Annotated in this window: 20 protein-coding genes; 11 read left to right on the top strand and 9 right to left on the bottom strand. The window is 68.9% G+C overall.

Translation table 11 applies throughout. The features are described from left to right. Positions 1-15 precede the first annotated feature (15 nt). The 6 genes from AB4Z46_RS12930 to AB4Z46_RS12905 all read right to left on the bottom strand — a co-directional run bounded on the left by AB4Z46_RS12930 (position 16) and on the right by AB4Z46_RS12905 (position 12,703). On the bottom strand, positions 16-2,118 hold the full coding sequence (locus tag AB4Z46_RS12930; RefSeq protein ID WP_442283894.1) for an HlyD family efflux transporter periplasmic adaptor subunit: 2,103 nt from the start codon (positions 2,116-2,118) through the stop codon (positions 16-18). A 6-nt stretch (positions 2,119-2,124) separates the two neighbouring features. Next, positions 2,125-3,516: an efflux RND transporter periplasmic adaptor subunit gene (locus AB4Z46_RS12925; RefSeq protein ID WP_442283893.1), complete on the bottom strand. Its 1,392-nt coding sequence runs from the start codon at positions 3,514-3,516 to the stop codon at positions 2,125-2,127. Further along, positions 3,513-9,539, bottom strand: coding sequence for an Ig-like domain-containing protein (locus tag AB4Z46_RS12920; RefSeq protein ID WP_442283892.1), 6,027 nt, complete (start codon positions 9,537-9,539; stop codon positions 3,513-3,515). The genes AB4Z46_RS12925 and AB4Z46_RS12920 overlap by 4 nt, the downstream gene beginning before the upstream one ends. A gap of 52 nt (positions 9,540-9,591) precedes the next feature. Then, positions 9,592-10,371 (bottom strand): efflux RND transporter periplasmic adaptor subunit, encoded by a 780-nt coding sequence (locus AB4Z46_RS12915; RefSeq protein WP_442283891.1) that lies wholly within the window; start codon positions 10,369-10,371, stop codon positions 9,592-9,594. Continuing rightward, complete coding sequence (locus AB4Z46_RS12910) at positions 10,371-11,879, bottom strand: TolC family protein (protein ID WP_442283890.1); 1,509 nt, start codon at positions 11,877-11,879, stop codon at positions 10,371-10,373. The genes AB4Z46_RS12915 and AB4Z46_RS12910 overlap by 1 nt, the downstream gene beginning before the upstream one ends. Positions 11,880-12,301: 422 nt before the next feature. Next, a complete protein-coding gene (locus tag AB4Z46_RS12905; RefSeq protein WP_442283889.1) occupies positions 12,302-12,703 on the bottom strand; it encodes a LexA family protein in 402 nt (133 codons plus the stop codon). 187 nt (positions 12,704-12,890) lie between these two features. On the opposite strand from AB4Z46_RS12905, the gene AB4Z46_RS12900 reads away from it, so the two are divergent. From AB4Z46_RS12900 to AB4Z46_RS12885, 4 genes are all read left to right on the top strand, one after another. After that, positions 12,891-13,508, top strand: coding sequence for a LexA family protein (locus AB4Z46_RS12900; RefSeq protein WP_442283888.1), 618 nt, complete (start codon positions 12,891-12,893; stop codon positions 13,506-13,508). 229 nt (positions 13,509-13,737) lie between these two features. After that, on the top strand, positions 13,738-14,310 hold the full coding sequence (locus tag AB4Z46_RS12895; RefSeq protein ID WP_442283887.1) for a chemotaxis protein CheB: 573 nt from the start codon (positions 13,738-13,740) through the stop codon (positions 14,308-14,310). A gap of 25 nt (positions 14,311-14,335) precedes the next feature. After that, positions 14,336-14,542, top strand: a complete 207-nt coding sequence (locus tag AB4Z46_RS12890) for a hypothetical protein (RefSeq protein ID WP_442283886.1) — start codon at positions 14,336-14,338, stop codon at positions 14,540-14,542. A gap of 14 nt (positions 14,543-14,556) precedes the next feature. Next, positions 14,557-15,012 (top strand): hypothetical protein, encoded by a 456-nt coding sequence (locus AB4Z46_RS12885; protein ID WP_442283885.1) that lies wholly within the window; start codon positions 14,557-14,559, stop codon positions 15,010-15,012. A 69-nt stretch (positions 15,013-15,081) separates the two neighbouring features. Here the strand turns inward: AB4Z46_RS12885 and AB4Z46_RS12880 are convergent, their stop codons facing one another. Beyond that, on the bottom strand, positions 15,082-15,276 hold the full coding sequence (locus AB4Z46_RS12880) for a hypothetical protein (protein ID WP_442283884.1): 195 nt from the start codon (positions 15,274-15,276) through the stop codon (positions 15,082-15,084). Between the two features lie 250 nt (positions 15,277-15,526). After that, a complete protein-coding gene (locus tag AB4Z46_RS12875; protein ID WP_442283883.1) occupies positions 15,527-16,453 on the bottom strand; it encodes a hypothetical protein in 927 nt (308 codons plus the stop codon). 140 nt (positions 16,454-16,593) lie between these two features. Here AB4Z46_RS12875 and trxC point away from each other — a divergent pair, with 140 nt between their 5' ends. Next, positions 16,594-17,031: a thioredoxin TrxC gene (gene trxC, locus AB4Z46_RS12870; RefSeq protein WP_442283882.1), complete on the top strand. Its 438-nt coding sequence runs from the start codon at positions 16,594-16,596 to the stop codon at positions 17,029-17,031. Between the two features lie 147 nt (positions 17,032-17,178). After that, entirely contained in the window at positions 17,179-17,742 is a 564-nt protein-coding gene (locus AB4Z46_RS12865; protein ID WP_442283881.1) for a hypothetical protein, read from the top strand. Positions 17,743-17,761: 19 nt separating this feature from the next. Here the strand turns inward: AB4Z46_RS12865 and AB4Z46_RS12860 are convergent, their stop codons facing one another. Then, positions 17,762-19,129, bottom strand: a complete 1,368-nt coding sequence (locus tag AB4Z46_RS12860; RefSeq protein WP_442283880.1) for an FAD-binding oxidoreductase — start codon at positions 19,127-19,129, stop codon at positions 17,762-17,764. 89 nt (positions 19,130-19,218) lie between these two features. On the opposite strand from AB4Z46_RS12860, the gene AB4Z46_RS12855 reads away from it, so the two are divergent. From AB4Z46_RS12855 to AB4Z46_RS12835, 5 genes are all read left to right on the top strand, one after another. Continuing rightward, complete coding sequence (locus AB4Z46_RS12855; protein ID WP_442283879.1) at positions 19,219-19,938, top strand: SDR family NAD(P)-dependent oxidoreductase; 720 nt, start codon at positions 19,219-19,221, stop codon at positions 19,936-19,938. Continuing rightward, positions 19,935-21,533: a GMC family oxidoreductase gene (locus AB4Z46_RS12850; protein WP_442283878.1), complete on the top strand. Its 1,599-nt coding sequence runs from the start codon at positions 19,935-19,937 to the stop codon at positions 21,531-21,533. Before AB4Z46_RS12855 ends, AB4Z46_RS12850 begins: the two co-directional genes overlap by 4 nt. A gap of 73 nt (positions 21,534-21,606) precedes the next feature. Further along, a complete protein-coding gene (locus AB4Z46_RS12845) occupies positions 21,607-22,335 on the top strand; it encodes an RraA family protein (RefSeq protein ID WP_442283877.1) in 729 nt (242 codons plus the stop codon). Next, entirely contained in the window at positions 22,332-23,261 is a 930-nt protein-coding gene (locus AB4Z46_RS12840) for an amidohydrolase family protein (protein WP_442283876.1), read from the top strand. The genes AB4Z46_RS12845 and AB4Z46_RS12840 overlap by 4 nt, the downstream gene beginning before the upstream one ends. Continuing rightward, the gene (locus AB4Z46_RS12835; RefSeq protein WP_442283875.1) at positions 23,258-24,025 is read left to right on the top strand and encodes an SDR family NAD(P)-dependent oxidoreductase; all 768 of its coding nucleotides are present in this window, start codon (positions 23,258-23,260) and stop codon (positions 24,023-24,025) included. Before AB4Z46_RS12840 ends, AB4Z46_RS12835 begins: the two co-directional genes overlap by 4 nt. Positions 24,026-24,039: the final 14 nt, after the last annotated feature.

Raw genomic sequence — 24,039 nt, 5'->3', positions numbered from 1 at the left:
AAGCCTGCGGCTGAATCAGAACCCGGCCTCGCGCCAGGCCACCGAGGCGGCGCTGCGCAGGAAGCGCATCGCCGGCACTTCCCATTGCCCGGCGATGGCGACGCGCCCGCGCCATGCCGGGGTGGTGGCAGGCAGGGCCGAGTCGGCGTCCAGCACCACGCGGTAGACCGCGTGTTCCGGAAACAGCGTGCCGTTCTTCTCGCGCACCAGCACGTCGCCACCGAACAGCGATGCCAGCTCCGGCTCGCCCAGCGTGCGGCTGGCGTTGCGATCGATGCTGGCGACGGTCAGCCGCAGCGCCGGTCCGGCGAGGCCGTCGGCGACGAACAGCGCGCGGTCGCCATGGGCGATGCGGCGCACCGCCTCCTCGTCCACATAGGTCACCACCTGCCATCGGTCGGCGGCCACCAGCGAGCCCAGGTATTCCTGGCTCTTGAGCCATTCCCCGGGACGCAGGTCGGGATCGACATCGACCATCACGCCGGCGAAGGGGGCGACCGGGCGATAGCGTTGCAGGTCCGTGCCGACGGCCGCCTGCTCGGCATGGGCGAACGCCAACTGGTCGTTGAGTACCTGCCAATCCTGGCGGCTGGCCGCATCGAGGCCGGAGGCCGCCGATTGCCAGGCCAACAGCTCATGGCGTGTGCCCGCCTCGCTGGCGCGCAGGTCCAGTTCCGCGGAGGACAGGCGCAGCAGCGGCTGGCCCGGCTGCACCGCCTGTCCATTGGCGACCGGCAGCGCATCTAGCACGGCCTGTGCCGGGGCGTAGAGTGCCAGCCGGGTCTGCGGCTGCAACAGGCCGGAGGTGTGCACGCGGTCCGGCCACGGCAGAAAAAGGGCGAACGCCAGCAGCGCCGCCAGCAAGGCGCTGCGGCGGGCCCGGGGACTGCGGCGCAGCGCGGGCCAGCGCGCGCGCCACGCTTGCAGTTCGCGCCACACGGGCAGCGCGACGAACCAGCCCATCTCCACGACAAACAGGACGATGCCGACCGCCTTGATGAAGAAGTGATAGACCAGCGCCGCAATGCCGAGGAACAGCACCAGCCGGTAGATCCAGACCGCCCAGGCGAACAGGACCAGGCCCGTCTGACGACGGCGCGGGAAGGCTTCCGGCGCGGGTTCGCCAAGCGCGAACAGGCGTTCGCGCAAGTCCCAGCGTGCCAGTGCGAAGGCGCGGCTGTGCAGGTTGGGCAGGCCCAGGCAGTCCGACAGCATGTAGTAGCCGTCGAAGCGCATGAAGGGGCTGGCGTTGATGGCCAGCGTGGTGATCCAGGTGGTGGTCGAGAGCAGGAATGCGACCTGCTTGGGTCCGCCCTCCGGCAGCCAGGTCCAGGCCAGGGTCGCCCAGACGGCGATCCCCAGCTCGGTGACGATGCCGGCACCGGCCACCGCCAGCCGCTGCCCGCGGCGCGCCAGCTTCCACACTTCGTTGGTGTCGGTATAGGCCACCGGCCACATCACCAGGAACGCCAGCCCCATGGTCGGCACCCGGCAGCCGTAGCGCTTGGCGGTGAGCGCGTGGCCCATTTCATGGCAGGTCTTGGCGAACACGATGGCGGCGCCGTACAGGAGCGCGCCATTCCAGCTCAGCGTGTCCATCAGCGTAGCGGAGAAGCGGTCCCAGTCGCGGAAGACGCCGGCCAGTCCGAGCACGCCGGCGACGATGGTCAAGCCGCGGAAGGCGGGGCTGAACAGGAACGCGAGTCGCGGTTGCAGCCAGGTCAGCCAGCGGTCGGGCCGCAGCAGCGGGATGCGAAAGAACAGATAGTTGTGCAACAGCCATTGCTGCCAATTGCCGCGCTGCTTGTCGCGCAGGGCGGCCAGGGAGGCGGCGGACCCGCTCGCCGGCTGCAGCAATTGCTGGTCGCGCAGGAAGGCCATCAGGCGGTCGAGCGCTTCGCTGTCGAGTTGCAACGCGGTGTCGCGGTTGATCTCGGCGAGCACCGCCCGCGGATCGCCCAAGTCCCAGCGGCTGAGCATTTCGAAGCTGGGCCAGTCCAGCTGGAAGAACAGGTTGCGTACGGGGTCGTGCAGCGTCCAGCTGGGCTGGCCGTCGGCCAGCCGCGGGCCGGCGCCGATGGCCAGCTCCTGACGCAGGGTGGGTAGGACCGACTGCATGCGGCCTCAAAGAGCGAGGAACTGGCGAATGCTGGCAAGCGGCCGCCGCAAGACCCAGTAGATCAGCGGCACGCGCTCCCCGGCCAGCTTCGCCGTGCCCTTGAGGCCGATGCGCTGGTCGGTGGGGGCGTCCAGCCTGGCGCGCACGCGGTAGGCGTAGCTGCCATCGGGGCGAGGCGTGGCGCGGTGGCTCATGTAGCGCAGCGTGCCCGACACCGGCGACAGCGGCGACGCCGCCAGGTACAAGTGCATCGGCGCCTGGTCGGCCACGGGGATGGCGTCGCCGATCGGCACCCAGGCTTCGATTTCGACATCGGTGGCCGAAGCCACCTGCAGAATGCGTTCACCGGTCTGCACCGGGCGGCCGATCCACTCCGACGGATCGTCGAACAGCACGATGCCCGCATGCGGCGCCAGCACGCGCGAGCGCCGGGCCTGGCTTTCGAGGAACGCGGCCTGGGCCTGCTTCTCCGCGATCTTGCCGAGCAGCGTGGCCAGTTGGGCCTTGGCGCGCGGATCGTTCAGCACCATTTGCGCCGCTTGCCGGTATTCCGCTTGTGCGGTGCCCAGCGCTTCGCGCGCCACGGTGAGGCGGCTGTCGATCGGCGCCTGGTCGAAGGAGAACAGCAGCTCGCCGGCCGCCACCGCCTGGTTGGGGCGAACCGCGAAATCCGCGATCACGCCGTCCAGCGGCGCGCGCAAGGTGGCCGGATTGGCGGGCACCAGTTCGCCCGGTGCCAGCACCGTGAGGCGCACCGGGCACAGCAGCACCGCCAGCAGCGCCAGGCCCACGGCGAGCCGGCGGCGCGAGCGCTTGCCTTGCGGACCACCGCGCCACCAGCCGCGCAGCCGCGCCGGCAGCGCGGCCACCGACCACCGCGATCGCCGGTGCGTGGCGCGCCAGGCGTGCTGCCAGATATCCATCCATTCGTCGAGCAGCGCCAATTGCGCAGGCGACAAGGGGGCGTCGCCGGCCAGCAGCAGGCCGGCCTGGTCGGCGGCGCCATCGACCGGTCCGTCGACGGGGCGCTGCAAGCCTCGCAGCGGCACCCATGTGACGAAGGCAGGCAACCACTCGTCCCAGGCAGCGGTGACGTCGACCGGCAATGGCGCGCGATCGACCGCGAGCGCGCCGCCGGCCTCGTGGTGCGTGGCCAGCGCGCGGCACAACCGGTTGAGCCACTGCGCATACGGCGCGTTGGCTTCGACCGCCACCACGCCGGACAGCGTGTGCACGCCGTCGGCGCCGAACCACAGCGCGGCCTGGCGGTATGGCGCCAACTCGCGGCTGTCGTTGACCGCCAGAAAGGCCAGTTCGTTGCCGCTGCCCGCAGCGCGGGCGCGCTGCGCCAGTTCGAGAAGTTTCAGTAGCGGATTGGCGGGTGCGCCGTGGTTCATGCCCGCAGTCTCGCCGCCGCCGCACTTTGCGACAGCGCGGTCAGGCGCTCGGCGGCAGCCCCGCGCGCGGCGCGCAGCTGATCGTTCAGGCTTGCTCGGCCGGCCGGTTCTGCGATTCCATGCCCCCATTCGGCATGGGCGACCTTGGCGCCCTGGCCATCCTTGGTGATGGTGATCTTGAAGACCTGCACCGCCTCGCGTCCCTGGGCATCGCGCGCCACCACCTTGAACTGGAGCGTGCCTTCGAAGCCGAGTGGCGGGGTGCCATCGAAGCGCGCCGTGCGGCCATCGAACCTGAGCCAGCTCGGCAGCGGCTTGCCGTCCACCGACAGCGCGCGGAGCTGGATCGCCGCGCTCTCGTCGGCATGGGCGAAGGTGTCGGCGGGCAACTGCAGCGAGATCTGGCCGCCGCTGCGCACGTCGAGGTCGGCGATCGGGCGGTTGGCAACCAGTCCATCGCCGCTGCCCGGCCCATTCGGCAGCACCAGGCCCTGGAAGCCGCCGTCGCCCGCCGCTTGCGCCAGCCGGGGCGCGGAAGTCGCTCCCAAGCCCGAAGCGGAGAGCGCGGCGGAATCGAGTGCGGAGACGCTGTGGTCGACGCTGCTCACCCAGAAGCCCGGCCATTGCGGCACCGCGCCACCACCGGATTCGCCGGGCGTCGTCGTCTGCGCCTGGGGTCTGCTGTCTTGCGGAACGGCGATCGCCGGGGTGGTTTGGAGCTCGGGCCGCGGCGCCGGCGGCACTTGTGGCACTTGCGGCACTGCGGCCGGCGCACTGGCATCGACGACCAGGGTCGCACTGGCGTTGCCTGCGGCATCGCGCACCTGCACCTGCAATGTGCCGGTGCCTGCGTTGGCCAGCGACCAGCTGCTGCCGTCGGCGCCGATCGTGGCGAGCACCCAGGTGGCGCCGCCATCGAGTGACGCAGCGACCGTTTCGCCGGCGGCCAGCGGCGCCGACAGGAGGCCGCTGACGCTGCCGTTGTCGGCCCGCGTGGCCGAGGTCACTGTCGTGGTGGGCGCCGCGGTGTCGAGCGTGTAGGCCCTGCTGGTGGTGGTGCCCTCGTTGCCGGCGGCGTCCGTGACCTTGAGCATCAACGTGCCGCTGGAAGCCAGCGTGACGCCGTTCCAGCTCAGCGTGGTGCCCGAGACCTGGCTGGTGATGTCGGTCCATGTGGCGCCGCCATCGAGCGAGCCGTAGACGATATCGCCCGCAGCCGGCGCGCCACTGAGGGTCGCCGTGATGGTCTGGGCGGCGGTCCGGGTGATGAAGTCGCTGCTGCTGGTGCCGGTGTCGGCCGACAGCGCCAGGTTGCCGAAGCCGATCGTGGGCGCGGTGGTGTCGACCGCGTAGGCCTGCGAATGGGCGGCACCGTGGTTGCCGAGATCGTCGATGACCCGGAGCATCAGCGTGTTGCTGCCGGCCAGCGTGACGCCGCTCCAGGTCAGCGTGGTGCCCGAGACCTTGCCGGTGATGTCGGTCCAGGTGCTGCCGCCATCGAGCGAGCCGTAGACGATGTCGCCGGCGGCCGGCGCGCCGCTGAGGGTCGCCGTGATGGTCTGGGCGGCCGTCCGGGTGATGAAGTCGCTGCTGCTGGTGCCGGTGTCGGCCGACAGCGCCAGGTTGCTGAAGACGATCGTGGGCCCGGTCGTGTCGAGCACATAGGCCTGCGACAGAACGGCGCCGTCGTTGCCGGCAGCGTCGCTGACTTTGACCAGCAGCGTGTTGCTGGCGACCAGTGTCTGTCCGGCCAGCGACCAGGTGTTGGTGCCCACCGAAGCGGTGGCCGCAGTCCAGGTGCCGCCGTTGTCGAGCGAGACATAGACGGTTTCGCCTGCGGCCAGGTTGGCCGACAGCATGCCGCTGAGGGTCTGCGCCGCGACATTGGTGACGAAGTCGCTCGCCGAGGCGCCGCTGTCGTTGGAGAAGGCGACGCTGGCGACACTGGTGGTGGGCGCCGTGGTGTCGAGCACATAGGCCCGGATGGTGGCGGCGCCGTTGTTGCCGGCAGCGTCGGTGACGCGGAGCCTCAGCGTGTCGCTGCTGGCCAGCGTGACGCCGTTCCAGCTCAGCGTGGTGCCGCTGACCTTGCTGGTGATGTCGGTCCAGGTGGCGCCGTTGTCGAGCGAGCCATAGACGATGTCGCCAGCCGCCGGCGCCGCGCTGAGCGTGGCGCTGAGGGTCTGGACGGCTGTGTTGGTGATGAGGTCGCTGTTGCTGGCGCCGGTGTCGGCCGACAGCGCCACATTGCCGAAACTGATCGTGGGCGCGGTGGTGTCGAGCACATAGGCCTGCGAATAGGCGGCGCCGTTGTTGCCGGCGTCGTCGCTGACCCGCACCTTCAGCGTGCCGCTGCCGGTCAGCGTCTGGCCGGCCAGCGACCAGGTGTTGGCGCCGACGGTGGCGGTGGCGAGGGCCCAGGTGCTGCCGTTGTCGAGAGAGACGTAGACGTTCTCGCCGGCCGCCAGGTTGGACGCCAGCGTGCCGCTCACGGTCTGCGCCGCGGTGCGGGTGACGAAGTCGCTGCCGGACGTGCCGGTGTCGGCCGAGAAGGCGGCGCCGGCCACGGTGTTGGTCGGCGCCGCGGTGTCGATCACGATGTCCTTGTTGGCGCCCAGCGAGCCGGCCGTACCCGGCGTGGCCAGTGTGACCGAGGCGGCCAGATGAGCGCCGCCGGCGTCGATGATGGCGGCGCCGTTCAGCGCCAGCGCGCTGGCCGAGCCGTAGTCGAGGTCGGCGCTGTTCTGGCCGGCGCCGACGATGTAGCTGAAGGTCAGCGTGGTGCTGCCCGAGCCGCCGGTGTAGGTGGCGATGCCGCCGCCGTCGAGGGCCAGCGTCGGCGTGCCGCCGCTGGCGTCGACCGTGACCGCGCTGGAGAAATCGACGGTGATCGTGATGGTCTGGCCGCTGCCATAGGCGCCGTCGGCGGTGCTGGCGCTGACGCCGATGACGCTGGGCTGGTTGCCGTCGACATGGACGCCGGCCGTGTTGCCGACGCTGTTGAGGGTGGTCACGGCGTCGTTGCCGGCGCCGTCCTTCAGGCTGCCTCCGTTGAGCGACAGCGCGCCGACCGTGATGCCGTTGGCGTCCAGGTCGCCGTTCGGCACGGTGTAGCGGAACACCAGCGCGCTGGTGCCCGAACCGGACACATAGTCGGCATAGCGGGTGGTGGCGCCGACCACGATGGCGATGCGCGGCGTGCCGCCGGTGCTGTCGACCGTGACCGTCTCGTCGAAATTGACCGTGAAGTCCAGCGCGCCGCCGCTGTTGTAGGTGCCGTTGGCCGGCACCGCGACCGAGGCGACAGTGGGCGCCACGTTGTCGACGGTGATGGTCAGCCCGGCGGAGGCGGCCGAGACGTTGCCGGCCGCGTCGGTGGACACGGCGGTGAAGGTGTGGCTGCCCTGGCTCAGCGCGCCGGTGGTGTAGGTCCAGCCGCCGGCGCCGGCGGTGACGGTGCCGAGCAGCGTGGCACCGTCGTACAGCGTGACGGTGCTGCCGTTCTCGGCCGTGCCGCTCAGGGTCGGCGTGGTGTCGGCGGTGATGCCGTCGGCGCTGGACGGGCCGGTGTCGCTGGCCGTGGCCAGCACCGGCGTGCCGGGCGTGGCCGGGGTGCTGGTGTCGAGCAAATAGGCCCTGGTGGCGGCGGCGCCGTCGTTGCCGGCAGCGTCGGTGACGCGGAGCATCAGCGTGTTGCTGCCGGCCAGCGTGACGCCGTCCCAGCTCAGTGTCGTGCCGCTGACCTTGCCGGTGATGTCGGTCCAGGTGGCGCCGTTGTCGAGCGAGCCGTAGACGATGTCGCCGGCGGCCGGAGCGCCACTGAGCGTGGCGGTGATGGTCTGGGACGCCGTCTTGGTGATGAAGTCGGTGCCGCTGGCGCCGGTGTCGGCCGACAGCGACAGGCTGCCGAAGGTGATGGTCGGCGCGCTGGTGTCGTAGACATAAGCCTGCGACCGCACGGCGCCGTCGTTACCGGCGGTGTCGCTGACCCTGACCTTGAGCGTGCTGCTGGCCGTCAGCGTGCGCCCGCTCAGCGACCAGGTGTTCTGGCCGACGGTGGCGGTGGCGGCGGTCCAGGTGCTGCCATTGTCGAGCGAGACGTAGACGCGCTCGCCGGCCGCCAGATTGGCCGACAGGGTGCCGCTGACGGTCTGCGACGCGATGTTGGTGATGAAGTCGGTCGACGAGGTGCCGCTGTCGTTGGAGAACGTGGCGGTGGCCACGCTGGTGGTGGGCGCGGTGGTGTCGAGCGTGTAGTTCTGGAAGCTCAGGGCGCTGTCGTTGCCGGCCGCGTCGGTGACCTTGAACATGATGGCGCTGCTGCCGGCGTTCAGCGTGGCGCCGTTCCAGCTCAGCGACGTGCCGCTGATCTTGCTGGTGATGTCGATCCAGCTGCTGCCACCGTCGACCGAGCCGTAGACGATGTCGCCGGCGGCCGGCGCGCCGCTGAGCGTGGCGGTGATGGTCTGGGACGCCGTCCTGGTGATGAAGTCGCTGCCGCTGGTGCCGGTGTCGGCCGACAGCGCCATGTTGCTGAAGCTGGTGGTCGGTGCCACGGTGTCCAGCGCGTAGCTGTGCGAGTAGGCGGTGCTGGCGCTGTCGGCGTTGCTCACGCGCGCCAGGAAGGTGCTGCTGCCGGCCAGCGTGGTGGTGGTGCTCCACGCGCTGGAGCCCACGGCGTAGGTGGTCGCGTTGCTCCAGGTGCTGCCGTTGTCGTAGGACACTTCGACCCGCTCGCCGGCGGCCAGGTTGGCCGACAGGGTCCCGCCGATGGTCTGGGCCGCGATCTGGGTGATGAAGTCGGAGCCGCTGGTGCCGGTGTCCACCGACAGGCCGGCGTTCGTGACCTTGGCGACCGGCGGCAGCGCCTTGACGTCGGTGATGTTGAAATTCTGGAAGGTCGTGAAGTCGTTCGAAGTGATCGTGACGCTGCGGATGTCGTTGAGCGGGGTGTTGAAGCTCGAGACCGTGCTGATGACGCCGGTGTTGTTGATGCCTCCCTGAGTGAAGCTGCTGGTCGTGCCGTCGGCCCAGGTGACGTCGAAGTGGACCGCCCCGGCATAGCTCTGGACCCCGAACGAGCTGATGTCGAAGCTGTACCCTGTCGGGGCGCTGACGGTGAGCCTGACGCCACTGCTGCCGTCTGACGCGTACGCATAGAGACCGTCGTCCGGCGAGCCGTTGTTGTAGATGTACATCTCTGGGCCGCTGAACGCAATGGTCCTGCCCGACCCGGTTTTGTCCAGCACGGTCTTGGTGATGCTGGTCCTCGGCGTGAAGTCGTCGCCGTCGCTGCCGTAGATGAAGGGCACCACCGTCAACGCGCCGTCGTACTGCGTCAGCGCCAGCTCGCGGGCATCGATGTCGCCGCTGTGCGCCTCCAGCGTCCAGTTGCCGCCGAGGCGGGCCGCGCCGGTCAGGTCGGTCGAGGCGGCGACATCGGCGCCGGTGGCTCGGGCGATACCGTCCAGCAGCCGGGCGCCGCTGCCGGAGGCGACGTCGCAGCCGTACAGCAGCAGGTCGCCGTCGGCGCTCAGCGCGCGGCCCAGTTCGGCCAGTTCGGCCTGCGTCGCGGCCGAGGCCAGCGACGACTCGGTCAGCTGCTGGCTGCCGAGATTGACCATGCCCTCCGAGCCGTGCGACAGGATGTGGATCGCGTCCAGCCCGCTTTGTGTGGCGGCCCACTGCGCGATCTGCGCCAGGCCGTTGCGGCTGCCGTCGAATTCGACGATGCCGACGCCGTCGCGCACGCCCGCTTCCAGGCTCTTGTAGTTCGCCAGCGAGGTGTCGACGACCACCACCTCTTTCTTGCCGTCATCCTTGGCCGGTTCGGCGGCGCGCACCTGCACCGCCGGCGGGACGGGCGGCGGTGCGCCGTCGTGGGCGGTGTGGGCGGCGTCGGCCACGGCGCCATCGAACATGAAGCGCTGTTCCAGCGCAAGCAGCTGCGACGCCGGACGCAATGGACGGCGGCTGCCGAGGACACCGGCGGGGAGACGCAGAGGGGAGAGCGACGGATTCATGGCAGGCATCTGGAAAAGCGCGACTGGAGCAGCCGGACAGTGGGTGAGGGACTTAGCGCTGCGGTGGCGCCATCAAGACCTTGCCGCTCATGCCGGCGGCCAATTCGCCGAAGCGGCCATCGATGACCGCGTTCAGCTTGACCGACTGGCTGACCGGATCGACGCGGGCGCCGATGCGCTGCACCTTGGCCGGGTAGGTCTTGCCGGTCTCGTCGATGTGGACGGTGAAGGCGGTGCCATTGCGGACCCAGGCGAGCCAGCGCGATGGAACGATGAACTCCAGTTCCAGCTGGCTGTCGTCGAGGATTTCCATCAGCGCCTGGCCCGGCTGCACGTATTGCTGCTCGCGCGCCTTCTGCTCGGCGATGCGGCCGGAAAAGGGCGCCGCAATCTGGCATTTGCCGATCAGCGCGCGATTGGCCGCGACCTCGGCCTGCGCCTTGAGCACGTCGGCCTTCGAGACGTCGAGTTCGATTCTGCCGACCGAGTTGAGCTCGGCCAGCTTCTGATTGCCGCGCCAGGCGGTATCGGCCGCCATCAGCGCGGCCTGGGCCTTGGCGAGCTGCGCTTGCTGCAGCAAGCAGTCGAATTGCACCAACACCTGCCCTTGCTTGAAGGCCGCGCCCTCGGCCAGCGGCAGGCGGTTGATCTTGGCGCCGATCTCGGCGGCCAGCGTGGTGTAGCGGCGCGGCGCCAGCTGGGCACGCACCTCGCGCGTCTCCAGCGCCGAACCGGCCGCGGGTTCCGGCGTGGCCGCATGAATGCCCGGGGCGAGAATTGCCAGCGCGCAGGCCAGCGCACGGCGCAGGCGGGCGCTCGGTGACGCGGACATCAATGAGTTCCCTCGAGCGTCGGCAACCGGCCCTGGTTCCAGGATTGCAGCGAGGTGGCGACCACCTCGGTCAGCGCGGCCAGCGGCATGCTGGACGAGGCATCGACGGACGGCTCCATGCCCAGCGTGGCTTGCAGCCGCGATGCCGCCGCCTGCGCATTCGACAGCGCCTGATAGCGGCGCAACTGCGACAGCACCGACGTGCTTTGCTGCGAGATCCGGTCCAGCGCCGACTGCTTCTGGGCATCGGCCTGGTTGGCGACATGCTGCGCGATGCGGCCGTCGACCTGGGCGATGGCGTCGGAGCGTTCGTACTGCCTGGCGGTGTTGGCGTATTGCAGGCGGGCGATGTGCAACTGGGTGAGCACGGCCATCTGCATGGCCATGCGGCGCTGGTCGGCCAGCGCGACGCCGGCGTCGGCCAGACGCATCTGCACCGGGGCCGCCAGCAGCCCCAGCAGGTTGAACGACAGCTGCGCGCCGACTTCGTTCCAGCTCTGGTTGATCAGGAAGTCGTCGGTGCTGTGCTTGGCACCGTAGTTGAAGGACAGGCCGGGGAACAGCTTGAGCAGCGCGCGCCGTGTTTCCTGCTGGGCGATGCGGGCGTTGTAGATGCCTTCGCGCAGGTCCGGATTGCGCAGCAGCACCGTCTCTTCCATCTTGTCCAGCGGCTGTTCCAGCCAGACGGTGTTCACCTCGCTGGCCGGTTCGACCACCGTGAAGTCGCTGGCGAGCGGCAGGGCGGTCAAGGTCGCCAGCTCCACCCGGGCCGTCGACAGCTCCTGCTCGATGGTTTCCAGCAGGCGCAGGTTTTCCAGCAACTGGCGCTGGTAGCGCAGCGGTTCGAGCGGCGAGCGAATGCGGTCGTCCTCGGCCTTGCGGGCATCCTTGAGCGCTTGCTCCGAATCGGCGATGGTCGTGCGCAGCAAGGGCATCAGCTTTTGCGCCGCGACCACTCGCCAGTAGGCGGTGCGCACGTCCAGGATCAGGTTGTGCAGCGCCTTGCGGCGGCGCTCGCCGGCGATCATGACGCGGTCGGCGTTCTGGCGTGCGGCGTAGTAGCTCTGGCCGAAGTCGAGCAGGCTCCACGAAATGCCGATCTCGCTGGTGGTCGCCTCGCGGCTGGAGGAGATGTACGGATTGGCCAGCGACGGCTTGCCGGTGACGAAGTCCACGCTGCGGGTGATCAGGTCATTGCTGCGATCGCGGTAGCCTGCCGCGGCGATCAGCTTGGGCAGCATGTCGAACTTGCCGGCCTCGAAGGTGCCCAGCGCAACGGCTTCTTCCATGGCCCGGGATCGGCGGTCGGCGTTGTACTTGATGGCGCGGGCGACGGCGCCATCCAGTGTCAGCGGACCGGTCAGCGGTTCGACATCACGCTGCAGCGTGGCCTTGTCCTGCTGCAGCGTCGTGCGTATTTCCTGCGTGGACAGCTGGGCGGTATCCACGTTGAAGGATGCGCAGCCGCTCAGAACGAGCACACCGGCGACCCCGAAAGCAGCTTTCAAGACAGGAAAATGAAAAGGTCGATGTTCTTGGTTGTTGTGCATGGATGGAGCTTGTTTTCTCTTGTCTCCGAACCGCGCCTCGGACACGCTGCCACTCAGGGAGCGCGTTCTGGCTGGAAGGAGAGGGCGCGGGCAGCACGCAGGTGCTGAAGAGTTCGGGCGGGGCGATGCAAGCACCACCGCGAACGGCGCGACGGGAGTCAGATGAACGGAGCGTTTTTCGCCAATGGATGTCGAGTTGATTGCTTTCGCGGGATGGAACGACCCATCGCTTGGGCAGGGCGCTTCCGAGGAAATGGAAGACGCGGCCCAGCCCGAAAACACACTCGAGCGGCGCTGTTGTTTCCAAGTGTAACTATACTGGCGTGCCGGTATTTGCACAAGCGGCATTGCGTCGAATTCCCCGACGCGCAGTGGCACAACTACCGAACGCGCCAGATGGCCTCGCGCACGACGCCGACGATCTCGCCGTCGCCGAGAAGCCGGGTCTTGAAGCGCTTGTTGAGCGGTCGCAGGTAGGACACGTCGCCGATCAGCACCCACTGCTTGAATGTGGCCCGCCTGGCGCGATTCAGGACGATGACGAAGTCGCCCGGCCGGGCCTTCATGTCCGGCTCGATCACCACGATCGTCCCGGACGGAAACGAATTCGCCCCCCGGCCCTTCATGCTGTCGCCATGAACCCGCAGCGCGAAGGTGTGCTTCTTCACCTCGATCGTGACGAGCACGGTTTCGAGTTGGGTGTGCGGTCCGAAGTTGTCGATTCGCACATAGCCACCGGCCCCCACGCGGGACAACACGCAAACCGAAGGAGGCGAGGCCATCGCCCATTCTGAGCGCGAAATCGCGCCCACTTCATCGAACGCGATGTTCGACCTTTGCACTGCCCATCGCTTGGCGCCTTGCCTTTGAAATCGCGGCGTGCGATGGAGGTCGCAACGCCTTTCTCAGGATGCAAGAATGGCTATCGAAGAATAAAATTCTATCCAACGCCAACAGTAGTCTTCGGCCATGAGCAGCCATCGACTGATCCGAGAAGGGCGCCGGAATCTTGGCATGAGCGAACAGCAATTCGCCGATGCGGTGGGAGTCACTCGAGGAGCGGTACAACAATGGGAAAAGCCAGGCGGTACGGCGCCCAAGCGCAGCAACCAGCATCGCGTCGCGGAATTGCTGGGGATCTCCGTGGCCGAGTTGGTGTCAGGCGGCTCGAACACCGGCCAGGGAGTTTCGATGCGCGCTGAAGTGCCCCTGGTGTCCGACGTCGAGGCAGGGGACTACACGGTCATCGACAATTTCAAGCCCAAGGGAAAGTTCGAGACGGTGCCGGTGTCGGTGCCGGTCAAGCGCCACACCTACGCCCTTGCCGTCCAGGGCGACAGCATGGTGAGCGAGACGGGCGATTCGTTTCCTCCCGGCTCCGTCATCGTGGTCGAACCCGAACTGGCCGCCTTGCCAGGTGACTACGTCATCGCGCTCGACGGCGACGGCGCCACCACCTTCAAGCAACTGGTCAAGGACGGCGGCGATCTGTATCTGAAGCCGCTCAACGCGCGCTACCCGATCAAGCCCCTGGGCGACGCGAAGGTCGTGGGTGTCGTGCGCGAGTTCAGCAAGAAGTTCCGCTGAGATCTCCTGCCGATTGATGAGAAGTCGGGGATAGATTGAGCACGCAGTGCTATATTTTCTATCCCCCTTGAAGCGGCGGCCGAATCCGGAATCTCAGGGGTGGATCCACTACGGGCGACGAGGCTATGTTGCAGAAAGCGACCCCTTCGCAATGGCGTGCGGTGCCGGCATTCGAGGCGGCCTGCGAGCGCCTGCGCAACACGCCGAGTTCACGAGGCGGCGACGGCCCATGACCCCGAGCCGCGACCTGGTCGTCATCGGCGCCGCCGAGGGCCGCCTGGCGGCGTTGTCGACGATCCTGAATGCGCTGCCCGCGACCTTCCAGGCGCCCGTGCTCGTGGCCCTGCGCACCCACCCCCAGAGTGTCCAGACGCTGGTCCGCATCATGAACGGCTATTCGTGCATGCCGGTCAGCTATGCGTGCGAAGGCCGCTTCCCGCGGGTCGGCCATGCCTACCTGCCGCCGGCTGGCGTGGACCTCGTGATCCGGCCGGGCGGCGCGATAGGCCTGGACGATCGGGACACGACGCCGAGGGGCATGCGCCCCATCGATCGGCTGTTCAGCTCCGCCGCCACGACGCATGGGCGGCGCTTGATCGGGGTGCTGCTTTCAGGCTGCGACGGCGAGGGCACGCTGGGCCTGAGCGCGATCGAGGAGTCCCATGGCGTGGTCGTTCTCGAGGACCCCGAAAGGGCCGCCGTCCCGTCGCTGTTGCTGCGCGCGCCGGATCCCGACCGCCTGCACCACGTCGCGCGGCTTGACGGCATTGCAACGCTTCTCGCGACGCTGGTCGACGGATGAAGCACCAGGAGATCGGAGGCAAGCCATGACCATCCACATCGAAGCACCGGACGAGATATTGCGCCGCTGCGCCACGGCCGCGATGCTGATCAAGCCCGGTGATTCGCTGCCCATGCGGCTGCGCGACTTCGGGATGCTCGTCGCCGACGAATGCGCGGAAGTGGTCCGCGGGTTCAAGGATGACAGGCAGCGAGATGCGAGCGACTCGATCAGGGAAGTGTTCGGCGAATAGCACCTGACGACCAGATGGCATCGCCAGAAATTCCCTTCGAGGACCAGCTTCTGGCCTTCGAGGTCTGCCTGCAACGGGGTCTGTCCCCGGCGCTGGAACTTCTGAACGGTCGAGCGAAATTCCGATATACGGCGCTGCACAGGATCCACCATGACATCTTGGAGCCCATCTGCGTCTTCGATCGCTTCGGTGAAGACCGCGCCTACCTGCCAAGTGCTCCGTTCCTGGACGCCATAAACAGGATCACCGTGGCGGACGGCGATTTCGTCACGTCGGACTGCAGTCAGGACGATCGTCTGAAGCCGCTCGGCGGCCTGATCGTCTCGTACTGCGGGTTGGTGGTGGCACCGGTGGACGGACCCGCCTGCGGAATCCTCTGCCATTTCGACATGGGCCATTGCCAGCTGAAGCCGTGCGAGCTTGCGTTCCTGCGCGCGGTGGCACCTCTGTTGGTGGACTACGTCGACTAGGGCCTATTGATTGCGAAGCCCGCGACGGCCATCTGACCCTGGGCCGCAACGGTGTCTGGGGACCGCTCCCTACCGAGCGGAGGCCACCGACGTGCTGCCCCGGGTCAACCAGGCGAACGAGGCGAACGCCTCGGAGCTTGCGCTGACGGACGTGGCCGCCTCGGCGAGCCGCAACTCGCCCTTCGCGGCCTCACCGCCGATGATTCCAGCCGCGGACGCCAGGGTCACCGCGCAGGCCAAGATGAAGTTCCATGTCGTGTTCATAGCTGCCTCTGTATGACCAGAGTTTGAGGCCAACAAACCAGGCAGAAACGACGCAAAGGGAACTGCAGTGTTCATCCCGAGGAAACAATGGCGCCTGTGCGCTTCGGGGGTCGCCGCGTACCCCACACACGCAGATCGGGCTCGGAACTCGGCCGCCGTCGAGGTTTTGTCTGAAAATCAAAACCAGAAGGGCCATTCATGGCGTCGATGCGCCGCGCAGCCCCGCTGCGAGCGCACCGCCACCCCGATTTCAGCGGTACCCGCTGTCGTTCGGGTTGTGGATGATCCAGGTCAGGTTGCCGCCCGAGATGTTGCCGAGGTTGCCGCCCGCGAAGATCAGGCGCCCCTGGCCCTTGTAGGCCAGCTCGATGCGGGTGCGGTCGCCGCCGAAGTAGAACGGAATGAAGGCCTTGCCGGTGACGTACGCGCCCGAGTCCGTCGGCTCGCCCACGATGTCGGTGACCTGTTTCAGGCTCATGCCGATCTGCAGCTTGGTGAACTTCGAATTCGGTGCCGGGTTGCCGGTGATCTCGCCTTCGTAGTCGTTCATGCCCTTCACGGTCCGGCCGCTGCCGGACTCGATCTTGGTGGAGTCGATCACGTTGCCCTGGGCGTCCATGCCGGGCTTCGCAGGGCCGCGGGCGGCAGGGGCGGCGGCTGCGGGCGCAGCAGCAGCCGCTGCGGCAGCGGCAGGTGCCGGCTTGGGCGCCGGCGCGCTCGCCACCGCCTCGGGCGGCCCGCAGCGATCGACCTTCAGCAACGCCCGCTTGGTGTCGGCGGACCATTCGACGCCGACGATGCGCGACGAGATCTGCCCGCCGGCGAAGGACTCGCCGTCGCACTGGAACCGCACCGGGTCGGCCGGCCGGACCGCGAAGTCATCGCCCGCGCCCTTGACCTTGGTCACCCGGGCGCTCAGATCCTTGCCGATCAGCGCCTTTTCGAGCTTGGCCTCGTCGCCGCGGGCCGCGCGCACGGCCTTCACGACCTGGTCGTAGCTCGTCTTGCCGGTGCTCGGCACTTCGGGCTTGACCGGCGCCGGCGCGGCGGCCGCCACGGGCTCTGGCGCCGGCGCTGCATTCGCCTGGGGTTGGCTTTGGGTCTGCGCGCAGCCTGCGGCCAGGACGGCGAGGGCGGCCAGGACCGCGAAACCGGTCGAAGAGGTTCTCAAATTCACGGATAAGACTCCTGTAACGAAGTGTTCATTATTTCAGGATCCCGCGGACCGGGGCGAGGCCCACGTTCGCGGGGTGTTCTTGCATTCGCGTGGCGCGACCCCAGGTCCCTGGAACGAGACCGCCCGCCCACGGAGATTCCATGACCGATACGCTGCACATCGTGTGCCCGCACTGCCACACCACCAACCGCGTCCGCACCGAGCAACTCGGCAGCGCTCCCGACTGCGGCCACTGCCACCAGCCGCTGTTCGCCGGCCGTTCGACGGCGCTGGACGAAGCCGCCTTCGATCGCCACGTGGCGCGCAGCGAGATTCCGCTGCTGGTGGATTTCTGGGCACCGTGGTGCGGCCCGTGCCGCCAGATGGCACCCGGCTTCGAGCAGGCGGCGGCCCGGCTCGAACCGCGCATGCGCCTGGCCAAGGTCGACACCGAGGCGGTTCCGGCCCTCGGGACGCGCTTCAACATCCGCAGCATTCCCACGCTCGCGCTGTTCAAGGGCGGCCGCGAGGTGGCCCGCCAGGCCGGCGCGATGGGCGCGGCGGACATCGTCCGCTGGGCCGAAGCGCACGCGCGCTGAGCGGGTGCGCTTGCGCGGGGAGGCGACTGCCGGCAAGCAGCGCCTCCGCCCCGCGACGAGTGCCGCAGGCGACAGCCGAGGGCCCGGATGCCCCGTCAGCCGCTCCGCGCCCGAGTACATTCCTGCATCTTCTTGCCACCTCCATTCATGACCTTCGAGCGCTTGCACCTGACCGGTCCGGATGGGCGGCCCTACGTGCTCGGCGAGCGGATCGAGGTGTTCGACGGCAGCGCCCTGATCGGACGCGTCCAGTCGGTCACCCCGAGTCCGGGCGGCGACGAGGTGCGGATCGAGAACTTCGTCAGCACCGACTCCGCCGACTTCCGCGCCAAGGCGCTGCCGAAACTGGTGCTCGCCGAAGTGGTGACCTTCATCGCCGAGCGCTATCCGTCGATCCATGCCATCGGCATCGAGCTGAGCCGCGACATCGAAGGCTTCGAAGGGCGGCAAACCGCGCTGGCCAGCGCCCGGGCCGAGATCCTGCAGAGCATCGGCACCGCGAACGTTCAAGTCAGCCCCAAGCCGCACGCGGGGCAGGCCGGCCACTTCGCCGTGACGGGGGTCTGGCACTACGACGAGGCCAGCCTCGCCGCGCTCTCCGCCGTGCTCCAAGCCCAGCGCGCCGCCTATCGCGAGCGGCAGAAGGAGGAGGCGGCCAGAGCGACGCCCCCCCGGCCGACCTTGCGCCAGCTGTTGCGCAAGGACCGGTGAGAAGCTCGACGGCACCGGCTCAGCAGATCTTTCCGGGATTCAGGATGTTCTTCGGGTCCAGTGCGGCCTTGACCGCCCGCATGACGCCGATCTCCTGCTCGGTGCGCGTCAGGCCGAGGTACTTCTTCTTGTCCACTCCGATGCCGTGCTCCGCCGATATCGAACCGCGAAAGACCCGCAGCGGCTCGTAGACGAGCCGCTCGATCGCGGCCTTGTCCGCGCTGCTGCCGCAGGACACGGCGATGTGCAGGTTGCCATCCCCCAGGTGGCCGTACGAGATCAGGGTGACGCCCTCCCATCGGCGCTCCAGTTCGGCGCGCAGATCGTCCACGTAGCGCGCCATCGCCGGCACCGGCAGGCTGACGTCGAAGACGAACAGCGGATTCAGCGTGCGCAGGTAGTGCACATCGTCGCGAATGCGCCAGAGGTCGATGCGCTCGGCTTCGGATTGCGCGATCACGGCATCCACCATCAGGCCGCTCTCCATGCAGCTCTCGAGCACGGCATGGAAGCGCGCGCTGTCGGCTTCCTCGTCGGCGCCCTCGCATTCGATCAGCGAGTAGAACGGGTAGTCCTGCGCCAGCGGCGGCGGGCGGCGCCCGGGCGCGGTCAGCAGCAGGTAGTAGTCGCGCCACATGATCTCGTAGGAGCTCAGGCTGCCGCCCGAAGCGGCGCGCATGCGGTCGAGCATCGTGGCGACCGATTCGAAATCGCGAAAGGCCCCGAGCACGGTCTGCCGCGTGCGCGGCTGCGGCTGCAGGCGCAGCACCGCGCGCGTCACCACGCCCAGCGTGCCTTCGGTGCCGACGAACAGCTGCTTGATGTCGAGGCCGGTGTTGTTCTTGATGATCTTGAACATCGACGAGACGATCTCGCCGTTCGGCAGCACCGCCTCGAGACCCAGCACCATGTCGCGCGTCATGCCGTAGCGCAGCACCTTGTTGCCGCCGGCGTTGGTGGCGATGTTGCCGCCGATGGTGGCGGAACCGCGCGCGCCGAGGTCCAGCGGAAACAGCAGGCCCTGCGCTTCGGCCGCTTCCTGGATTGCCTGCAGCGGCGTGCCGGCCTGCACCGTCATGGTCTGCGAAACCGGGTCGATCTCCTCGATGCGGTTCATGCGCTCCAGCGAGAGGGCGATCTCCCCGGGCCCGGCCAGGGAGCCGCCGACGAGCCCGGTCATGCCGGCCCGGGGCACCACGGGCTGGCCGGCCTCGTGGCACAGCCGCAGCACCAGCGCCACCTCTTCGGTCGAAGCCGGCCGGACCAGCGCGCCGGCCTCGCAGCCGCTTTGCACGATGCGAGAGACGGGGCGGGCGCGTACGTCCTCGCCGGTGAGCACGGCGGTTTCGCCCAGTGCTTCGCGCAGGGCTCTCAGAATCGCTTCCATGCGGTCTCCGATGGTCTGAAATTAGAACGTATACTAACTTATCAAGAGGGCTCCGAGGCCCGAGGCCGAACGCCCGAAGAGGAGACGACATGACGGATCGCAAGCCGGTGGCGGTGGTCACCGGAGCCAGCCGCGGCATCGGCCGCGCCATCGCGGAACTGCTCGCGAGCGAAGGCTACACCGTGATCGGTACCTCGCGCTCGGGCACATCGCTGCCGGCGGGCATCGCCGCGGCGCGCTGCGACGTCACCGATCCGGCGCAGGTCGCCGCGCTCTTCGACGAAGTGCGGCAGCGCCATGGCCGGCTCCACGTGCTGGTCAACAACGCCGCGATCGCGGGCGGCGCACCCTTCGGCAGCGACGCCGAGGAAGCGGAGTGGGCGCCGATCCTCGCCACCAACCTCACCGGCACCTGGGCCTGCTGCCGCGCGGCGCGCGAGCTGCTGGTGGACGGCGAGGGCCGGATCGTCAACATCTCCTCGATCCTCGGCCTGCGCGGCGTCGCCGACCAGCTGGCGTACTCGGCCTCCAAGCACGGCGTGATCGGCCTGACGCGATCGCTCGCCCGGGCACTGGGTCCGCGCGGCATCACGGTCAACGCCGTCTGCCCCGGGTGGGTCGCGACCGAGATGGCCCTGGGCCGGCTCGAGGACCTGGGGCTGAGCCAGGCCCAGGCCGTGGCGCTCACGCCGACCGGCCGCTTCAGCCAGCCCGAGGAGGTCGCACGGCTGGTGGCCTTCCTCGCGAGCGCGGGCGCAGGCAACATCACGGGGCAGGCGCTCAGCATCGACGGCGGCGCGCTCTCGTGACGCGCGTGCCGCATGTCGACTACGTGATCGTCGGCGCCGGTTCGGCCGGCTGCGTGCTGGCCCATCGCCTGTCGGCCGACCCGCGCTGCAAGGTACTGCTGCTCGAAGCCGGTGGTCCGGACCGCGACCCGTGGATCCATGTGCCGCTCGGTTTCGCGCGCAATGCCTACAACCCCAAGCTGGCCTGGCTCTACCAGACCGAACCCGTGCCCGGCCTCGGCGATCGCCGGCTCACGTGGCCGCGGGGCCGCGTGCTCGGCGGCTCCAGCGCGATCAACGCGATGATCTATGTGCGCGGCCAACCCGAGGACTACGACGCCTGGACCGCGGCCGGCTGCGAAGGCTGGTCCCACGCCGAACTGCTGCCCTTCTTCCGCCGGGCCGAAGGCTATCGCGGGGAGGATCCCGGCGACTACGGGACCGACGGGCCGCTCGGCCTGGCGGATCCGCCGATGCGGCATCCGCTGCACGATGCCTTCCTGGCGGCTGGCCAGGAACTGGGCTACGGCTTCAATCCCAATTTCAACAGCGGCGGGCAGCAGGGCGCCGGGCGCTACCAGCTGACCGTGCGCGACGGCCGGCGCAGCAGCACGGCCGCCGCCTATCTGCACAGGCCCGGCCCGCGCCCCAACCTCCGGGTGCTGACCGGGGTGCAGGTCCGGCGCGTGCTGTTCGACGGCACGCGCGCGCTGGGGGTCGAATTCCAGCGCGGCGGACGCCGGCTGCAGGTCTTCGCGGACCAGCAGACGGTGCTGGCTGCCGGCGCCATCGGCTCGCCGCAATTGCTTCAGGTCTCGGGTGTCGGACCGGCGCGGCTGCTGGACGACCTGAAGATCCCGGTCGTGCTCGATGCACCGGGCGTCGGCGAGAACCTGATGGACCACCTCAACACCCGCGTCGTCTTCCGCTGTCGTGGGCATTCGCTCAACACCATGCGCCGCAGCAAGCTGCTGCAGGCCGCGGCCGGCCTGCGCTACCTGGCCACGCGTGGCGGCGTGCTGGCCGGCGGGCCGATGACCATGGGGATGTTCGCGCGCAGCAGCGCCGCCGTCGCCAGCGCCGACCTGCAACTGCACTTCCTCGCATTCAGCGCAGCGGCCACCGCCGGGTCGGTGCATCCCTTTCCGGGCATGACGGTCTCGTGCGTGCCCAACCGGCCGCTCAGCCGCGGCCGGCTCTGGATCCGCAGCGCCGATGCGGCCGAGCCGCCGTTCATCCAGCCCAACTGCCTGAGCGAGGCGAAGGACCGCGAGGTGCTCGTGGCCGGGCTGCAGCTCGCGCGCGAGCTGTTCCACACCCGGGCGCTCGGTGCCGAGGCGGTGCAGGAAGCGTTGCCCGGCCCGCAAGTGCAGACCGCGGCGCAATGGCTGGCCTATGGGCAGGCGAACGCCGGCACCGCCTTTCATGCGAGCGGGACCTGCAAGATGGGCATCGACGCCATGGCGGTGGTGGATCCGGCGCTGCGGGTGCGCGGCATCGCGGGGCTGCGCGTGATCGACGCGTCCATCATGCCGACCATCGTTTCGGGCAACACCAACGCGGCGGCCGTGATGATCGGCGAGAAGGGCGCCGATCTCCTGCTGGCCGCGCGCTGACCGTTATTTAGAACGTATACTAACTTTATTCGCTCTCGACGCGTGCGATGGGCGACCACCGAGGAGACTCTGCATGACCATCGAAGACAAAGCCGTCGCACCACTTCCGGACACTCTGCTGGCGCAACTCGCCACGTTCGACACGCCCACGATCTGCAACGCGCTCGAAGTGATCGCGCCCGAGCGCCGAAGCGTCGGCTTCACGACCGAAGGCCTGAACTGCCTCTATCCCGAGCTCAAGCCGATGGTCGGCTACGCGCGCACCGCCACCATGCGCTCGGTGCACCCGCTGCGCCAGACGCCGGAAGAGGGCGGCAAGCGCACGATGGCCTATTACGAATACATCGCCGACGGCGGTCCGCGGCCGTCGGTCTGCATCATCCAGGACCTGGACGCGGGGCGGGCCGGCTTCGGCTCGTTCTGGGGCGAGGTCAACACCAGCATCCACAAGGGCTTCGGCTGCCAGGGCGTGGTGACCGACGGCAGCGTGCGCGACGTCGACACCAACGCGCCGGGCTTCCAGATGCTGTGCCGGATGGTGGTTCCTTCGCATGCGCACTATCACGTCGTCGATTTCGGCGGCACGGTGTCGGTGGCCGGCGCCTACATCGGGCACAACGACCTGGTCCATGCCGACCGCCACGGCGCGGTGGTGATCCCGGTGGAGCACGCGGCGCGCATTCCGGAGGTGGTGGCCACGCTCACCCGCCGCGAGGCGGTGATCATCGCGGCCGCCCGGGAGCCCGGCTTCAGCATCGAGAGCCTGCGGCGCGCCGTCGGCGACGCGCGCAGCATCCATTGAGCACGCAGCGCGTGGCGCCGCTGAAGATCATCGACGCCCACCACCACCTGTGGGATCCGGCCGCGGGCGGCTATCCGTGGATGCGTTCGGGCGCCGTCAAGTTCATGGGCGATACCTCGGCCGTCTGCACCCGCTACGAAGTGGAGGACCTGCGCCGCGAGGCCGCGCCGATCGAGCTGTTGGCCTCCGTGCACCTGCAATGCGGGCGCAATCCGCAGGATGCCGTCGAGGAGAGCACCTGGGTCCAGCAGCAAGCCGACCGCAGCGGCCTGCCGATTGCGATCGTTGGGTATGCCAACCTCGCGGATCCGCAAGTCGATGCGCTGCTCGCACGTCATGCGGCCAGTCCGGGCTTCCGCGGCGTGCGGCAGATGCTCAACTGGGGCGACCAGGAGTGCATGCGCCTCTGCGACCGCGGCGACTACCTGAGCGACCCGGCATGGCAGCGCGGGTTCGCGCAGCTTGGCGAGCTCGGCCTGTCGTTCGACCTGCAGGTCAATCCGTGGCAGCTGGCAGCGGCTGCGCGCATGGCCGAGCGACATCCGGACACGGTGGTCATCTTGAACCATGCCGGCCTGCCTTTCGACTATCGGGGCGAGGGTCTCGCGCACTGGCAGGACGGCATGCGCCGCATCGCTGCGCGTCCTGGTTCCTTTGTCAAATTCTCCGGCCTCGGCATGGTCGATCCCGGCTGGAGCGCCGCGAGCGTGCAGCCGGTGTTCGATTTCCTGCTCGAGCACTTCGGCGCCGAACGCTTGATGTTCGGCTCCAATTTCCCGATCGACCGGCTCTACAAGCGCTACGAGCAGGTCTTCGCGAGCTACGGTGAACTCTGCGCCGGGCTCGACCCGACGGCGCGCCGCGCGCTGTTCAGCGGCACCGCGGCGCGCGTCTACCGCATCGACACCGGAGCACCGCAGCAATGAGCGACATGGCAAGCTATCCGTCCCTGCGGCAACGCACGGTCTTCATCAGCGGCGGCGGCAGCGGCATCGGCGCCAGCTTGGTCGAGCATTTCGTCCGCCAGGGGGCCAGGGTCGGCTTCGTCGACATCGCGACCGAACCGTCGCACGCGCTGTGCGAGCGGCTCGCGGGCGAAGGGCTGCAGCGCCCGCACTTCGTGCCCTGCGACGTCTCGGACATCGCGGCGCTGCAAAACGCCATCGCGGCCGTCGCCGCGTCGTTCGGCGACGTCGACGTGCTGATCAACAACGCCGCCAACGACGAGCGCCACGCGCTCGAGGCATTGACGCCGGAGCGCTGGCAGCAGCTGATGGACGTCAACCTGCGGCATCACGCGTTCGCGGCGCAGGCGGTGATCGACGGCATGCGGCGAAAGCGCGCCGGCTCGATCATCAACATGAGTTCCGTGACCTGGCTCAAGGGCACGCCGGGCCTGCCGGCCTATGTCGCGGCCAAGGCCGCGATCGTCGGATTGACCAAGGCACTGGCGCGCGAGTTCGGCGTCGACGGCGTGCGCGTCAACGCGCTGCTGCCCGGCTGGATCATGACCGAGCGGCAGGTGTCACGCTGGCTCACGCCCGAGGCCGAGGCCCGGCTGCTGCAGAACCAGTGCCTGAAGGAGAAGCTGTACCCCGAGGACATTGCGCGCATGGCGCTGTTCCTGGCCGCCGACGACAGCCGGCTCATCAGCGCGCAGAGCTTCATCGTCGACGGCGGCGCGACCTGAGCGCGCGCCGCGCG

The sequence above is a fragment of the Variovorax sp. M-6 genome, assembly GCF_052114385.1.
In the GTDB taxonomy this organism is placed as follows: domain Bacteria; phylum Pseudomonadota; class Gammaproteobacteria; order Burkholderiales; family Burkholderiaceae_C; genus Variovorax.
This window is presented reverse-complemented; position numbering and strand designations above follow the sequence as displayed.